Annotated in this window: 17 protein-coding genes; 10 read left to right on the top strand and 7 right to left on the bottom strand. The window is 51.0% G+C overall.

The features are described 5' to 3' along the window. Window positions 1–80 precede the first annotated feature (80 nt). A complete protein-coding gene (locus ACYU8Y_RS07380) occupies window positions 81–1367 on the top strand; it encodes a hypothetical protein (RefSeq protein ID WP_460935739.1) in 1287 nt (428 codons plus the stop codon). Here the strand turns inward: ACYU8Y_RS07380 and ACYU8Y_RS07375 are convergent. Continuing rightward, window positions 1364–2557: an MFS transporter gene (locus tag ACYU8Y_RS07375; protein WP_460935737.1), complete on the bottom strand. Its 1194-nt coding sequence runs from the start codon at window positions 2555–2557 to the stop codon at window positions 1364–1366. The genes ACYU8Y_RS07380 and ACYU8Y_RS07375 overlap by 4 nt on opposite strands. Window positions 2558–2600: 43 nt before the next feature. Here ACYU8Y_RS07375 and ACYU8Y_RS07370 point away from each other — a divergent pair, with 43 nt between their 5' ends. Further along, entirely contained in the window at window positions 2601–2945 is a 345-nt protein-coding gene (locus tag ACYU8Y_RS07370) for a hypothetical protein (protein WP_460935735.1), read from the top strand. A gap of 90 nt (window positions 2946–3035) precedes the next feature. On the opposite strand, the gene ACYU8Y_RS07365 is transcribed toward ACYU8Y_RS07370, so the two are convergent. After that, window positions 3036–3632, bottom strand: coding sequence for a DUF7010 family protein (locus tag ACYU8Y_RS07365; RefSeq protein ID WP_460935733.1), 597 nt, complete (start codon window positions 3630–3632; stop codon window positions 3036–3038). A gap of 216 nt (window positions 3633–3848) precedes the next feature. On the opposite strand from ACYU8Y_RS07365, the gene ACYU8Y_RS07360 reads away from it, so the two are divergent. The 3 genes from ACYU8Y_RS07360 to ACYU8Y_RS07350 all read left to right on the top strand — a co-directional run bounded on the left by ACYU8Y_RS07360 (window position 3849) and on the right by ACYU8Y_RS07350 (window position 6882). After that, window positions 3849–4850 carry a glycoside hydrolase family 43 protein gene (locus ACYU8Y_RS07360; RefSeq protein ID WP_460935732.1) on the top strand — a complete coding sequence of 334 codons (1002 nt, stop codon included), beginning with the start codon at window positions 3849–3851 and terminating at the stop codon, window positions 4848–4850. A gap of 214 nt (window positions 4851–5064) precedes the next feature. Then, window positions 5065–5829, top strand: a complete 765-nt coding sequence (locus tag ACYU8Y_RS07355) for an SDR family NAD(P)-dependent oxidoreductase (protein ID WP_460935730.1) — start codon at window positions 5065–5067, stop codon at window positions 5827–5829. Window positions 5830–5958: 129 nt separating this feature from the next. Continuing rightward, complete coding sequence (locus tag ACYU8Y_RS07350; RefSeq protein WP_460935728.1) at window positions 5959–6882, top strand: helix-turn-helix domain-containing protein; 924 nt, start codon at window positions 5959–5961, stop codon at window positions 6880–6882. Window positions 6883–7018: 136 nt separating this feature from the next. Here ACYU8Y_RS07350 and ACYU8Y_RS07345 read toward each other — a convergent pair whose 3' ends face one another. From ACYU8Y_RS07345 to ACYU8Y_RS07330, 4 genes are all read right to left on the bottom strand, one after another. Further along, window positions 7019–7435: a DUF4267 domain-containing protein gene (locus ACYU8Y_RS07345; RefSeq protein ID WP_460935726.1), complete on the bottom strand. Its 417-nt coding sequence runs from the start codon at window positions 7433–7435 to the stop codon at window positions 7019–7021. 65 nt (window positions 7436–7500) lie between these two features. Beyond that, complete coding sequence (locus ACYU8Y_RS07340; protein WP_460935724.1) at window positions 7501–8076, bottom strand: Crp/Fnr family transcriptional regulator; 576 nt, start codon at window positions 8074–8076, stop codon at window positions 7501–7503. A 247-nt stretch (window positions 8077–8323) separates the two neighbouring features. Then, the gene (locus tag ACYU8Y_RS07335; RefSeq protein WP_460935722.1) at window positions 8324–9004 is read right to left on the bottom strand and encodes a GNAT family N-acetyltransferase; all 681 of its coding nucleotides are present in this window, start codon (window positions 9002–9004) and stop codon (window positions 8324–8326) included. A 9-nt stretch (window positions 9005–9013) separates the two neighbouring features. After that, window positions 9014–9454: a winged helix-turn-helix transcriptional regulator gene (locus ACYU8Y_RS07330; RefSeq protein ID WP_460935720.1), complete on the bottom strand. Its 441-nt coding sequence runs from the start codon at window positions 9452–9454 to the stop codon at window positions 9014–9016. Window positions 9455–9559: 105 nt separating this feature from the next. Here ACYU8Y_RS07330 and ACYU8Y_RS07325 point away from each other — a divergent pair, with 105 nt between their 5' ends. The 5 genes from ACYU8Y_RS07325 to ACYU8Y_RS07305 all read left to right on the top strand — a co-directional run bounded on the left by ACYU8Y_RS07325 (window position 9560) and on the right by ACYU8Y_RS07305 (window position 13026). Beyond that, on the top strand, window positions 9560–10189 hold the full coding sequence (locus tag ACYU8Y_RS07325) for an NAD(P)H-dependent oxidoreductase (protein WP_460935718.1): 630 nt from the start codon (window positions 9560–9562) through the stop codon (window positions 10187–10189). Window positions 10190–10202: 13 nt separating this feature from the next. Continuing rightward, window positions 10203–10499: a putative quinol monooxygenase gene (locus tag ACYU8Y_RS07320; RefSeq protein ID WP_460935716.1), complete on the top strand. Its 297-nt coding sequence runs from the start codon at window positions 10203–10205 to the stop codon at window positions 10497–10499. A 68-nt stretch (window positions 10500–10567) separates the two neighbouring features. Beyond that, entirely contained in the window at window positions 10568–11308 is a 741-nt protein-coding gene (locus ACYU8Y_RS07315) for an SDR family oxidoreductase (protein WP_460935714.1), read from the top strand. Window positions 11309–11605: 297 nt separating this feature from the next. Further along, complete coding sequence (locus tag ACYU8Y_RS07310) at window positions 11606–11941, top strand: hypothetical protein (RefSeq protein WP_460935712.1); 336 nt, start codon at window positions 11606–11608, stop codon at window positions 11939–11941. A 518-nt stretch (window positions 11942–12459) separates the two neighbouring features. Continuing rightward, window positions 12460–13026, top strand: coding sequence for an antibiotic biosynthesis monooxygenase (locus ACYU8Y_RS07305; protein ID WP_460935710.1), 567 nt, complete (start codon window positions 12460–12462; stop codon window positions 13024–13026). A gap of 61 nt (window positions 13027–13087) precedes the next feature. Here the strand turns inward: ACYU8Y_RS07305 and ACYU8Y_RS07300 are convergent, their stop codons facing one another. Next, window positions 13088–14377 (bottom strand): sensor histidine kinase, encoded by a 1290-nt coding sequence (locus ACYU8Y_RS07300; RefSeq protein WP_460935708.1) that lies wholly within the window; start codon window positions 14375–14377, stop codon window positions 13088–13090. Window position 14378 lies beyond the last annotated feature (1 nt).

Genomic DNA, 14378 nt, shown 5'->3' with positions numbered 1-14378 from the left:
GCCAGGGCGGCAGTTCTCAAAAGGAACTCAACTTCAGGTCAAGTTGAGTTCAAGACGTATTCCTCCTATTTTTGCGGGATATGTCCTCAGCCCCGCCCCCTACCGCCATCGCCAGCCTGAAAGCGCAATTGGAAACCCAATCGGGCTGGGGCTCCAGCGAAACCTGGAGTAACTACGATGTGGAGCGCTTATGCGAACGCATCCTCCAGCAAACGGGCGTGTCGTTAAGTGTGTCCACCTTAAAGCGGGTTCTGGGTAAGGTAGACTACAAGAGCGCCCCATCCGTGACGACGCTCAATACGTTAGCGCAATTTCTGGGTTATACCGACTGGCGCGATTTCCAGCTCAAAACGGCAGAGACGACGGCAACACGGGTTGAGCCGCCTGTACCCGTGAAGTCGATCAAAAAGCCCAGATGGGGCATCAAGTGGTTGGGCGTAGTCCTCTCCGGTATCGTCCTAGTCGGTGTAGTCAGTTTTCTTTTGGGTAGAGATACGCCGTATAGCCCAACTGACTTTCGGTTCACCTCAAGCACGATACTAACCCAGGGGCTGCCCAATTCGGTCGTTTTTAGCTATGATGCCACTAGGGCGCATGACGACGATTCGGTTTTCATTAGCCAGAGCTGGGATACCCGGCGCAAGGTATTCGTCCATAAAAACGACCATCATCATTCCGCTATTTATTATTATCCCGGCTTTTACCGGGCTAAACTGATGGTTGGCGATCAAGTGATGCGGGAGCATGACCTTCAGATCAACACGGACGGCTGGTTAGGCCTGGTGGAAGCGGATTGGGGTCAGCAACCGGTGTACTTCAAGCCATCCGATGTGGTAAGTGATCAGACGATTCGCGTTACCGGCGAACTGCTGGCGAAGTATGGCGTAAAACGGGGTACTTCCGCACCCAAGATTGTGCTGGTCAACCAACAGACTATTAAGGGCATCAGAACCGATGCGTTTGAGTTTGAAACCGAGGTCAAGAGCCTAAATGACGACGGGGCTGATGCTTGCCAGCGGGTTGAGGTAGTGCTGCACGCCAAAAATGATCTGTTGGTTGTCCCACTCGTCGAGCCGGGTTGCATCGGCGATATTTACGTGTCCGCTTATGGGTATTATGCGTCCAGCCGAACGGCAGATTTAAGGGGCTTTGGCTGCCACCCCACCCAGTGGAATCAGTTGCGCGTAAGTTGTCGGGCAGGACTGGCAACCTTCTATCTGAATCGGCGGGCGGTTTATCAGGCTCGTATCAAGAACCGATCGGCTGAGATCATTGGGGTACAGGTTCGGTTCAATGGCCCTGGTGCGGTGCGAAATACGCGGCTGCAAGGCGCAACGGGTAACGTAATTTTCGGTGCCGTTCCTTAAGCCGTTTCCCCTTTTATTCCGTAACTCAGGGCGACCAACAGCAACAACAACACCAGGCCACCCAAAGCAATACTCAACGAAGCGTAGTGAGCGATAAAACCCAGGAGGGCCGGGCCCGCCAGCATACCGGTATAGCCCAGGGTCGTAATGGCCGGTAAACTTACCGTTGGCGAAATGCCCGACAGGCGGCCCGCCTGGCTGAAAAATACCGGAACAATATTGGCCACGCCCAACCCCAGCAAGACAAAGCCGATCAAAGCCCCTACGACCCAGGGGCTTAACAGGGCGATGCCTAGACCTACTGCCCCTAGCAAGCTGCCGACCACGACGACCGTTTTACTGCTCAGCCGGGCCACCAGCCCATCCCCTATTAACCGCATCGTGGCCATGGCAATTGAAAAGGCTGAATAACCTACTCCCGCAAACTCCGCTTCGATGCCTTTGCTATCTCGCAGGAAGATGGCGCTCCAATCCAGGACAGCGCCTTCAGCCAGAAAAATGGCGAAACACATCAGCCCCAGAAAGATAACCCGGCTGTCTAACCACCCTAACCGCTGGCTAGCGGAAGTTGGTTTCTCATCAGTCGCCGAATAGTAGGCAATGGCCTGTTGCTCTACCCCGGACGGCAATAGATAACGAAACTGAGTTAACGCAATAAGTACCATCAGGACGGCAATGCTCGTGGCGGCATAGACGGGATTTAGCCCTAGTTTTATCAGAAAGCCCAAGCCGAATGAACCCAACAGCCCCCCCACACTGAAGAGACCATGTAAGGACGACATAATGGGCTTTCCGTAGAGGTTCTGCACTTGCAGACCATGCGCATTCATAGCCACATCAATGGTACCAATGCCAGCCCCGAATACGAATAGCGTTATAGCCATGCCCGCGGTAGAGGACAGGATCGCCAGCAGCGGTAAAGCCAGGGCCATCACCAGAGCCGCACCGACCATAACGAAGCGACTGCCAAAGCGCCCTACCAGCCAACCCGATGTAGGCATCATGAGCATGGATCCACCTCCCAACAGCAAGAGCAGCAAGCCCAGGTTGGCTTCATTCAGGGCCAAACGATCCCTGGCGAAGGGCACCATCGGTGCCCAGCTTGACATACCTAAGCCGCAAACAAGAAAAAACAATTGGGTGGCCAGTCGAGCTTTTGCTATCTGTACTGCTGGTAGAGCTTGATTCATGAAGCGCCTAAATTAGACAGGGTTAGGACCAAATGTATAAAAAATGGCTTGGTTCCTGCTCTCCAACGCAACGATTGGCACGTTTATAGCCAAACTCACTACTTTACCAGGCTCTATGTCGGCCTGTTTTCGCTTTGTGACGCATCACGAACCACCAGCCAAGCCAGCCCGCTATCCCTTCAGCAAAACAAAGAATAAACCACAGCGGGGGATTTGCTCGATTACCAAAACTGATCGATGTCAGAAAAATGAGCAGGCCCAGAATTTCCCAGTAACGGGGATGACCTACCTAGTCGGCTTTGCCTACCCCCGCATAAACAAAGGCTCCGCCAATCAGGTAACGCACGTAAATGACAAAAAGCGCAACACTTGTCTTTTCGCGGAGTGAGTCTATTGTATTCATTCTTGCTGGTGGGTAATCAATTGTAGGCTAAGCAGCGCTGGTAGCGCCCCAGAAAACGGCTAGATTTCGCCCCTGCTATGGGTACTGTGTCGCAGACTCCGCTTTTTCCCTGGCGGCAAAGTCATAAAACAGAACAACACTAAAAATTACTTCGATTACTCCGCCCGTGAGCGTGGTCACCAGCGATTGCGTGCTGGAGGCATATAAATAATAAGCCGACGAACCTAACAGCCCACCCAATAGCCAGTATAGCTTGTTGCCGTACACCGTGTGAAAGGTCAAGTACCGGCCTCCGATGATCAACAACATGCCCTGAAAGAACCATTCTACCCGTATTAGTGAAAGTCCGTAAGCAAGGGGGATGGTCATCAGCATAAACAATGTTCCTTCCAATGCCAGGCTAGTCAGCTGGTTATCTTTGCTAGCAGTCGCCTTTACGCCCGTCACGGTATTGATAAGTGTGCTTATGGGGTGAATGAGCGCACCACCGACCAGAAGTGCCCAGACAGCTTGTCTGGCCGAAAAATTGTAAACGATAACGGCCGTTGTAATCCATACGATTCCCGAAACGAGCACACCTGTAGCGCCATTTCTATAATCGCGTCTCATGTCTGTTTGTGCCATGTTTATTGAATCGATCGGGTCGTTCTGCTTCATAAAAAGTACGTTCAAGGTTAAATCTGTTTAAAGAAATTCAAGGACTTCACAGGTTACAACAGAAATAGGGTTAGAGGTAAATTGAGGGTATGAAAGGATTTAGTTTACCCACAACGTCAGAAAGACGGTGATGTAACTAAAGTCCTCACCTACGGCAACGGGGCTTGTGAACACGAGTAAAAAAATAGGATGCTCGCTTATTAGCAGGTACCGACCTACCTGAATACGCTTATGAGAATTGCGGGATTAATGGCATTTGGCTTACTATTCATTTTATTCAGGCTAAACGCGCAGCCCAATGGAGTAGTCCAGATTCGAAAAAACGTGCCACTTGATTCGATTCGGCTGAGCGACCCGTTTATTCTGGCTGACAAAAAGACGAACTGGTACTTCATGACTGGAACGGGTGGTATGCTTTGGAAAAGCCCCGACCTGAACCTGTGGGAAGGGCCTTATCCCGTTGCTCAAACCGACCCCAACTCGTGGATGGGCCCCAAACCAATGATCTGGGCCGCCGAACTGCATTCGTTTAAAAATAAGTACTATTATTTTGCCACCTTCACCAACCGGGCCGTTAAGATCGACACCGTTGGGAAAAACGTCATCGAACGACGGGCCAGTCACGTGCTTGCCAGCGATAAACCCGATGGCCCTTATGTACCCATGCGTGATGCCACCTACCTGCCCGCTGCCATGCCGACACTCGATGGTACTTTTTGGGTCGATAAGGACGGAAAGCCTTATATGGTGTATTGCTACGAATGGCTGCAGAACAATAATGGTACGATCGAAAAGATCGAACTGAAACCAGATTTGAGCGGTAGCCTGGGCGCGGGTAAAGTGCTGTTCCGCGCCAGCGATTCGCCCTGGAGCCGCGAGAAAGATTCGACGGGCCACGACCGGCCAAACAAAGTTACCGACGGGCCGTTCCTGTTCCTGACCAAGACCGGTCGGCTGGGTATGCTCTGGACGAGCTGGATTTACGATGTCTACACGCAGGGCGTAGCGTACTCGAAAAGCGGCACGCTGGATGGTCCCTGGATACAGGAAAAAGCCCCAATCACTCCGCCTAATTTTGGCCACGGTATGCTGTTTTCCACGTTCGATGGGAAGCTGCTGATGTCCGTACATAGCCACCGAAGCATAAACGGGCGCACTGTCCGCGTCCCCTATCTCTTCGAAGCCGATCTATCGGGCGACAAACTCGTTATCGGGAAGCGATACGTGCCTTAACCGTATGCTCTGGATTAAGGCTGACCGATATTAGAAACAGGCTCCTCACCTACTATAAAATCGTCCGCAAAAATGGTGATCGATTACTTACCAGGTACGATTGCTGTCAGGCACTGGTAGGTGTATGTTTGATATTTGCAAATAACGGATTGATTCGTTCAAATCCATCTGCTCTTGCTCCCGCGACCTTTGTATAACAATCAATACGTATACAATGGATACCAAAAATAGGATTGCCTTGGTAACCGGGGGGAGCCGCGGACTAGGTAAAGACATGGCTCTAACGCTCAGCCAAAAAGGGCTCGATGTCATTCTAACGTACAATACCAAGGCTGAGGAAGCCCAGCAGGTGGTTGATCAACTGATCCAGAGCGGACAGAAAGCAGCCGCTTTGCAACTCAATACGGGCGATATTCACCAACTTGACACGTTTGTTGAGCGGCTCAACGAGGTACTGGCCACTACCTTTGGTGCGGATCATCTGGACTTTTTAATCAACAATGCAGGAATCGGTCGTTATGCCCCCCTTGGCCAAATCAACGAAGAGTTGTTCGATGATTTGCTGAACGTGCATTTTAAAGGCGTTCTTTTTCTGACTCAGAAGCTACTGCCCTTCATCAATAAGGGGGGCGGTATTGTTAATGTATCCACGGTAACGGCTCGTATCAGTGTGCCGGGCTCGGCGGTCTATTCGGCCATGAAAGGGGCCATGGATGTTTTTACCCGCTACCTGGCCAAAGAACTTGGCTCCCGGCATATCCGGGCAAACACGGTGGCGCCCGGTGCGGTGACCACGGATTTTGGCGGTGGTCACCTCCGCAAAAACGAGGACCTGATCAAGTATGTCAGCAGCATGACCGCCCTGGGTCGGCCGGGGGTGGCCGAAGACATCGGAGGGGTCGTTGCCTTCCTCTGTACGGATGATGCCCGCTGGGTCAATGGGCAGCGACTGGAAGTCTCGGGGGGTCTATTTATCTAACACAATTCGTGTTATATCAAATCGATGAAGCAGGTTCATAAAAAGACCTGCTTCATCGGTAAAAAAGCAGCGGACAGGGCTAGTTTGGATTCGGATTTTAGCACGACGTATTGTTGACAACAAACCAATATGGATCATTCATCAGTAAATGACTTTTATCAGCGCAATGGTCAGTCTCTTCCGGAAGGGATTAGCCGCGACATTGGTCATTTCAATGTCTTCGAAAGCGAAAAGCTCTTTCATAAGCAGACCGGTATGCGCATCATGCCCTACAGCCGACGGGATTATTACAAAATAAGCTGGCTCCAGGGAAACAGCCGGGCGGAGTACGCTGACAAAGTAATTGATATTCCGGCGAATGCCCTGCTATTTGCCACCCCCCGGATTCCTTACCACTGGGTACCAGCCGACAGTAACCAGGCGGGTATGTTCTGCATTTACACGGCTGATTTTCTGTCTCCCCAAAAAACGGGAATCGTCCTGGATGCCCTGCCCCTGTTTCAGCCAGGCAAGATCCCGGTATTTCAGTTATCAGACTCAGAGACCAGCGAGGTGGAGTACATTTTTCGTAAAATGGTCAATGAGCTGAGTTCCGATTACCAATACAAATATGACCTGATTCGCAATCTAGTGCAGGAGCTGATTCATTTGGGACAGAAACTCCAGCCCATGTCGGCGCTGAGTACTACGCAGAATGCTTCTGAACGAATTTCTTCGCTTTTTCTGGAACTTCTGGAACGGCAGTTTCCCATCGAATCGCAGCAACAGCGACTAAGCCTACGCACCCCCAATGACTATGCAGAGCGTTTGGCCGTACACATAAACCACCTCAATAAAGTATTGAAAGAGGTAATGGGCCGAACGACCTCGGAGATAATCAGCCAGCGAATTATTCAGGAAGCCAGAATCCTGCTCAAGCATACCGATTGGACCGTTGCCGAAATCGGCTATGCGCTTGGCTTCGACGACCAGGCTCACTTCAGCAACTACTTTAAAAAGCAAACGTCCCGGACGCCAGTCGCTTTTCGTACCATTGATCCACCCAGGCCCTGATAAGATGTATACCTGTCTGTGCAGTTGTATCAGGAAAATGCGGTCGCCGTTGTACGTGTCCCTGGCAAAGCTTAACCGAGGTAATCTGGCGAAAATACTGGCTGACCGTACCGACACGACTACCGTGTTTCCTGCTTTAGTTTTTGGGTTCTGCTCTCAATAAAAAGAAGGTTGTGATCAGCATGTACACAGCCGTAACCCCATGGATCAGCAGATGCGTTATATCCTGTGCGCCGTTGACCGCCAGAACGGTGAGGCAATCGGATATGGGAATAATGATGGCTGCGCCGAAGGCAAAGGCCGTTGCCCGGGGCTTCCGTGGGATCAGGAACAGGAGCACCACCAGACCTGAAAATATATCCCTGATGCCTTTGATCCAACCGTAAGCCATAGCCGCTTTGGTAGGGGCGAGTGGAATACCAAATCCTTCGGCACCAGCGGCTGGGTCCACGATAAACCGCAGACCCAGGAAGATAATGCCCACTGCTGCCAGCGCCGTGAGCCAGTACGAGACCGAACGCGGTCCCCAGAAATTGGTTGGTTGTGTTTTCATTTGCTTATCTGATTTGTTAAGCAAATGTCCTCCGGCTACATTTTTTATTCATTCACCCAGGTTAATTAATGAGGTCGGGTGTCTCGTTTTCGAATCCGGGATAACGATTGCGGCTTAATGCCCACATAGGAGGCAATATAATATTGTGACACCCGCTGGCTAATGGCAGAAAAGGTGGTCAGGAAGCGCTGATAACGCAGCTCGGGCGAATCCTTATAAAAGGAGGATAGCTGCTGAAGGACCGTGACGAAAACCTGTTCGATAGCCAGTCGGCCCAAGCGCTCTCCCTGCTCTACACCCTGATAAATCCGTTGCAGACCGGCATGGCTTACCAGATACAGCGACGTGTCCTCCAGGGCCTGGATATTTTTATTGGATGGCGACTGAGGCAGGAAGCTTTCATAATCACAGACAAATTCGCCCTCTCTGCTGAAATAATAGGTGCCCTCATTGCCATCCTCATTCATGTAATACCGGACCAGTCCGGCGCTGATCATGGCTACGGAATGGCATACCTGCCCTTCACGCAAAAAATGCTCCCCCTTTTTGAGTTTCTTTTCCGTAAATAGCTGTTTTATCAAGTGCGCTTCATCCTCCGAAAGGCGGATGATTTGGTTGATCCTGTCGACTAGAAATTCCATCAGGCAGTGTAGGTTATGGTTCGTTCAATAAGCACGTTAAGTGACCCCTGAGCAACTTGCCATCACACGTTTGCCAACCGGGAAAGTCATTTCAGACGCCGAGCGTCAGTTGGGCTGACGCTCACCGTACCGAGCAGCTCTATTAGCTTCGTGATAGGGCCGGACGGAGCGGCCCTTGGAGCCAGCATTGGGCTGTATTATTTTCCCGACAATGGGCAACTACGCTATTTGGTTGCAGGCTCCCAAATCAGTTTTTCTTTAAAATGTAGATGATCATTTCCGTACGGTTTACAAAACCCATATGCTGGTACAGGCCATAAGCCCGCGTATTATCCGCTCTGACATGGAGGTAGGGTAGTTTGCCTTCTGACCGGATCTGCCGGATTTGACTGTCGATTAACTGCCGGGCATATCCTTTTCCGGTATGGTCAGGGTGCGTACATACCGCGCTAATCTCCACGTGGGAGTCATCATCAAACCGCCGACCGGCCATAGCCACCAGCGACTCCCCAGCAAAAATGCCCTCATAACCACCAAACTCGATGGTCCTTGCCTGAAACGGGCCGGGAGGGCTGAGCCGGGTTAGATCAAGCATCTGAGGAACATCCTGTTCGGTTAGTTTGACCAGTTCAGCCCCCGCCTGCGGTTTGGGCGTTGCTCCCTCAAATAACAGTTGGAAGCCATCGATGCGGTCCACGATCGACCAGGGCAAAGCGTCAAGCTGCCTGTCGTTGGTGAAAAGGGCCACCGGCTGCCCATGCGGAACTGTTTCCAGTAAAGCGTCGAAATGCGCACGCGTGTTTTCGGCTACGGCCACAAAGGGAGCGACATTGGCCTGAAAGTATCTGGCCTGGTGCGTACCCAGAGCCAGGTGCTGATTACCCGAGGTCAATGCCGACCATACAGGATTGTCAAGTGAATGGATCATACTGTAGACTTAGTTTTCGTGCCTGCGTGATTCGGCTTGCTGCAGCTTCGTTCTCAGCTTATCCTGTATGTGCCGGATGGTCCCTTCTTTGTCCGTTTGCAGCGCGTTCATCAGGCTCTGATCCAGTCCCGGTGGGTTAAACTTCGATCCCCACAGGCCAATTTCCAGAATGACGGGTACCAGGGCAATACTTTTTTCGGTCGGGCTGTAGAGAAACTTCGACTTCTTGTCGGGCGCTACCTGCTTCGTCACAAAACCGTACGTCTCCAGCATGTTCAATCGGTCGGCCAGAATGTTGGTAGCGATCTTCTCCGCTGAGTTCATGAATTCGCCATACGTCGCCTTTTCGGACAATACCATATCACGCATGATCAGTAGCGACCACTTATCCCCGAAAAAATCAAGGGTATAACTCAAGGGGCAATCGGAGCGGGCTTTAATTTCTTTCATAAAAAAACTCGTAATTAACTTGCAATTTGCAAGCACAACACCATACCTTTGTCAACTTGCATAATGCAAGCAAAGCTACTAGGAAAAATTAAGCCAAGCAAACCTATGTCATTAGTAAAAGCCCTTGAATGGCGCTACGCCACCAAGAAATACGATACGTCAAGGCAACTCCTTGATGAGCAATTTGATGATCTGCTCCGTTCGGTTCAATTAGCGCCCTCTTCCTATGGCCTGCAGCCCTACCGGTTTATTACGGTAGCCGACCCTGCCAAGCTTGAGCAACTAAGCCGGGCCGCTTTCGGACAACCTCAAATTACCACAGCCTCCAAAGTTCTGGTTGTTGCGGTGGAAACCAACATCAGCGAGAATACGGTAAAAAACTACATCGACAAAGCCGCCAGCATCCGCCAGACGGAGCGTAAGAACCTCGAAGCGCGGGAAGCGTTTGTGAATGCTAAACTGCTGTTGTTATCAGCGGGCCAGAAAATCGAGTGGGCCGAAAAGCAGGCCTTTCTGGCGGTCGGTATTCTGGTCAGTGCTGCCGCCGAAGCCGGTATTGATGCATCGCCCATGGAAGGATTTGATCGCCGTCAGGTCGATGACATTTTAGGGCTTCCCGAAAAGAACCTTCAATCGGCGTTGCTCTTCGCGTTAGGCTACCGCTCCGAAGACGACGAGTTTGCCCGTATTCCTAAAGTGCGCAAAACCAGCGAAGAGCTGTTTACATTAATATAACCCAGGCTGCCTAATGAACAAGTTACCCTACATTATTCTGGCCCAAGTACCGGTTAAGGCAGATTGCCTGGACGACGTAAAAGCTCTTTGTCATGCTACCCTCGAGCCAACATTATTAGAGCCAGGCTGCGACGTATTTTACCAGACAGTTAAAGAAGATGACCCAACAACGCTGGTATTCTTCGAGGTGTTTGCGTCGAAAGAAGCCTTCGATCAACACATGGAGGCCTCCTATACCAAGGCTTTTTTTGCCGGCCTTCAGGGTAAGCTGGCCGGTAAGCCAGTGAGCACCCGGCTACAGGTGCTGTAAGCCAGTGGTATAGCCGCTAAGTAGCGCACAACAAACCAGTTCACAATTATCGCTTACACAAAATCATCATGAATCTGACGAATAAAACCGCACTGGTTACCGGTGCCGGATCGGGTATTGGCTATGAAATTGCCAAACTGCTGAAAGAAAAAGGAAACCAGGTGATTCTTGTCGGCCGTAATGCCGATAAAATTAAGAAAGCCGCCCAAGAGTTAAATGCCGTTACGCTGGTATGCGATGTCAGTAAAGAAGCGGACATCGAGGCATTGGTCGCGCAGGTCAAACGGGATTATCCAACCCTGAGTCTGCTAGTCAACAACGCGGGGGTAGCCAATTTATATAAACTGGGAGAAGGCGCTAATGCCTACCAAAAAGCGACGTATGAATTCCAGGTAAATTACTTTGGCCCCCTCTTGCTGACGGAAAAACTATTGCCCGTATTAAAGCAGCAGGCCGAAGCGGCTATCGTGAACATTACCTCCAATGTTACGTTTCACCCCTTGGTCGTTTTGCCGACTTACTCCGATACCAAAGCAGCGTTGCACTCGCATACCGTGGCCTTGCGACACGGACTGGCTAAAGAGACAGCCATCAAGGTATTCGAAGTTATGCCATCCCTGGTCGATACAGAAGCCACTAAAGACATGGGTGGCCAGCATGGTATGCATCCGAGTGTAGTGGCCACCCTGACTGCCGAAGCGATCGAAGCGGATCAGTATGAGCTTTACGTAGGGGATACGGCTGCGCAACGCACCGCCTATCTGGCTGATCCTGAAGAGGCTGTTACCAATTTCAATAAAGGCCTCTGAACCAATACGCTTGTGTCAGGCAGGCCGGTGCTGGCACAAGCGTACCAATCACCTTCCACTAAAGCCCCCTATTTGTTTACTGACGCTCATTGCCGGAGAAGTACCGGTAGCCGTGACGCTTGTAACCTCGTTATCCAATTGTCCCTTGGCTTACCTTTGTAAAAAGTCGTCAAAAACAGTAGCGAATGGAGAAGAAAGGGGGCGATCCATTATTAACCGGGCTGTTCCATCTGAACGTTTTCAGCCAAAACAGCCCTGTCGATAAACCAACGGTTTTAGCATTCTTCCGCCAGGTGTATGTGTTTACGGGCGGCAAAGGCAAAAGGCATCGTGACGATTGACAACGCTCAATATCCCCTGGAGAAGAATAATCTGCTCATTGTTTCAAAGGGACAGGCGTACCACTTCTCAACCAACACGCTCTGCGGATACCGATTGCAATGTGATGACGCCTTCTGGAAGTACGCCCATCAGCGCGAACAACTGCAAAGCCTATTTGATGCCCAGGTAACAAAACATAAGATAACGGTTTCGGCATCCGACTTACGGCATCTTGTCGCCCTCTTTAAAACTGCCTTAAGCGACTATATCGGGCCGGACTATTCAAACAAGCCGGATGTACTGGCGGCTTAGCTGAAAATCATCGTCATAAAAATTACTAATCCTCAGACGCTCCTACGAGAGGATGTTGGCAGCTTTGATAACAGCCAACATCGTGAAGAAATCGTCGGCTATTTTCCCCGATCCGATTTCAAGAAACGAATCATCCCCACGTTTTTTGAGGGCTTCAAGCACAAAACGGATACGACGTTTGTAACATCAAAGCCGATGTTTGTGCCTTTATGATTCCGAATTATCACGGAAAAAACTTCTGCGACTGCCTACTGCACTCACCCTGGTCAGAGTAAGTACCAACCACTCCCGACTATTATTTCCACCCGGCGAAAAGACGTTTATCCGGAAGCTGGCTTCGAAGATCTTTTCGCGTTCAAAAAGCATTTTGGCTACATCCCAACCGCCCTGGTACGAGCTCTGTGACGGTCTTTTTCAGGAGTTACGGGAGGAATAAAGTTGGCAGGCAACGGAGTTTTGACCCACTTAACCTACATTTAAATGCAAAAGCAATTTCGATCCAAACTGCCACTTCGACTATGCCCGCCAATATCCCCATCGAACTCGAGAGCGCCGTAACGACAATCATCATCCAACGTCCCGATAAAAGCAAGATTCCCGACTATGAAAACTGGTTGAAGCAAATGGTGCCCCTAGCCCAGCGAGCTGACGGTCATCGGGGCGTGAATGTCATCAGGCCGCACGGTCAGAATGAGGAGTACACCATTGTTCTTCATTTCTCGTCGGAGACTTCGTTGCGGCATTGGCTGGAGTCTGACACGCGCCGACAGATGATCGATAAAGTGCGGCCTTTTCTGAACGAGGAGGAAAAAATAAACATTAAAACCGGTCTTGAATTCTGGTTCACACCGCCGGGAACCAGGAAGAACGCCCCGCCCTACAAACAGTTTCTGCTTACCTGGTCGGCAATTTTTCCGCTTAGTCTTTTCATCCCCTGGTTGCTGTCGCTTATCACACCGAACCTTCCTCTTTTGTCGGTTCCCTTCGTTAAGCCCCTTCTGAGCAGTTTACTGATCGTAGGGCTCATGACGTTTGTTATCATGCCCCGCTACGTCCGGCTTACTGCCAAGTGGCTCTACAACTAGATCAAAAGAGGCTGTATTGTTTGTCGAGTATGGTAATCGGTCAGTTGGATATGGGCCGCCGTTACGGAATCAGGCTTGAGTCAGGAAACGCGATTCGGAAGGTCGTTCCTTGGTTAGGCTGGCTCTGCACGGCCAAATAGCCCTGGTGGTTGTCGATGATTTTCTTCACGATCGTCAGACCAATGCCCGTGCCCGCGTAGGCGCTGCGCGTGTGCAACCGCTGGAACATGCCGAAGATGCGTTCCTTATACTTTTCATCGAAGCCGATTCCATTATCCGTCACGCTAATGATCAGGTAGTTTGTGGTCGGCAGGCTCAACGCCTGTATCAGATCGGTGGTCGGCTCAACGGCCTCGATAAGAATCCGGGGCCGCGGATTGGTATTGAACTTCAGTCCGTTGCTGATCAGGTTCTGAAAAAGTTGATGCATCTGACCCGGCATTGCGGCCAGCGTAGGTAACTGCCGGCAGATGATTTCGCCCTGCCGTTCGCTCACGACCAGGGCCAGATCCTCCTGAATTTGGCTGATAACCTGGTTGAGATCAACGGGTTCGGTCGGGATGGTCTGGTCTGATAATTGGGAGTAGCGGAGTACATCACCCACCAGGGTTTGCATTCGGGCCGACGAACTAATGAGCCGCCGAAACAGATCGGCTTCCGTCTCCGTCAATCGATCAGCCAGTAATTCTTCCAGCCGCGTACCAAAGGTTTGTACTTTCCGCAAAGGTTCTCTCAGGTCGTGGCTGGCCACGGAGGCAAACTGCATCAGGTCCAGATTGGATCGATTCAGGGCCTGGTTCGTTTCCTGAAGTTGCTGATTTTTGGCCGTCAACAAGACCTGATTTTCTTTCTGCGCCGTCAGGTCGGTCAGGATCAGGCTTAAGCACATACCCTCATCGAGTTCAAGCGCGTTCAATGACAACTGACAGGGGATGAGCTTTCCGCCGTGACCGACGAGCGTCAGTTCCAGCTTATGAACCTGATTGTATCCTTCCTGGAGCAATGCCGTAAAAGCTGGCTGACTGGCCGGTTCCACAAACTCGATAAATGACAGCCCCACCACCTTTGATGCGGGTAGCCCTACCAGCGCGGCAAAACTGGAGTTTACATAAACGATAAGCCCATCGGTTGTTAGTGTACCGGCTCCCTCGTTCATGGTCTCGATCAGAATTCGGTAGGTATGGTCGGCCGTTTTAAGCGTGTACAATTCGTGCCCGGCACTGCCTTCCACCACCAGGGCATCCACCTGGCCCTTACGAATGGCCTCAATGGTATCGGTCGCTTCTTCCAACTGGTAGCGCAACGCTTCGTTCTCGGCAACGAGTTGGTCGTATGTTTTGGGCAAATCCATG

Source organism: Spirosoma humi, from assembly GCF_054776575.1.
The sequence above is the reverse complement of the archived record's forward strand: the minus strand, read 5'-3'. Positions and strand labels throughout refer to the sequence as shown.

Bases quoted from the DNA above. Each gene is read 5' to 3' on its own strand.
- ACYU8Y_RS07350 (WP_460935728.1), top strand. From the start codon at position 5,959: ATGGATCATTCATCAGTAAATGACTTTTATCAGCGCAATGGTCAGTCT.
- ACYU8Y_RS07380 (WP_460935739.1), top strand. From the start codon at position 81: ATGTCCTCAGCCCCGCCCCCTACCGCCATCGCCAGCCTGAAAGCGCAA.
- ACYU8Y_RS07330 (WP_460935720.1), bottom strand. From the start codon at position 9,454: ATGAAAGAAATTAAAGCCCGCTCCGATTGCCCCTTGAGTTATACCCTT.
- ACYU8Y_RS07300 (WP_460935708.1), bottom strand. From the start codon at position 14,377: ATGGATTTGCCCAAAACATACGACCAACTCGTTGCCGAGAACGAAGCG.
- ACYU8Y_RS07335 (WP_460935722.1), bottom strand. From the start codon at position 9,004: ATGATCCATTCACTTGACAATCCTGTATGGTCGGCATTGACCTCGGGT.
- ACYU8Y_RS07320 (WP_460935716.1), top strand. From the start codon at position 10,203: ATGAACAAGTTACCCTACATTATTCTGGCCCAAGTACCGGTTAAGGCA.
- ACYU8Y_RS07325 (WP_460935718.1), top strand. From the start codon at position 9,560: ATGTCATTAGTAAAAGCCCTTGAATGGCGCTACGCCACCAAGAAATAC.
- ACYU8Y_RS07345 (WP_460935726.1), bottom strand. From the start codon at position 7,435: ATGAAAACACAACCAACCAATTTCTGGGGACCGCGTTCGGTCTCGTAC.
- ACYU8Y_RS07360 (WP_460935732.1), top strand. From the start codon at position 3,849: ATGAGAATTGCGGGATTAATGGCATTTGGCTTACTATTCATTTTATTC.
- ACYU8Y_RS07310 (WP_460935712.1), top strand. From the start codon at position 11,606: ATGTGTTTACGGGCGGCAAAGGCAAAAGGCATCGTGACGATTGACAAC.
- ACYU8Y_RS07340 (WP_460935724.1), bottom strand. From the start codon at position 8,076: ATGGAATTTCTAGTCGACAGGATCAACCAAATCATCCGCCTTTCGGAG.
- ACYU8Y_RS07305 (WP_460935710.1), top strand. From the start codon at position 12,460: ATGCCCGCCAATATCCCCATCGAACTCGAGAGCGCCGTAACGACAATC.
- ACYU8Y_RS07370 (WP_460935735.1), top strand. From the start codon at position 2,601: ATGGCTTGGTTCCTGCTCTCCAACGCAACGATTGGCACGTTTATAGCC.
- ACYU8Y_RS07315 (WP_460935714.1), top strand. From the start codon at position 10,568: ATGAATCTGACGAATAAAACCGCACTGGTTACCGGTGCCGGATCGGGT.
- ACYU8Y_RS07355 (WP_460935730.1), top strand. From the start codon at position 5,065: ATGGATACCAAAAATAGGATTGCCTTGGTAACCGGGGGGAGCCGCGGA.
- ACYU8Y_RS07375 (WP_460935737.1), bottom strand. From the start codon at position 2,557: ATGAATCAAGCTCTACCAGCAGTACAGATAGCAAAAGCTCGACTGGCC.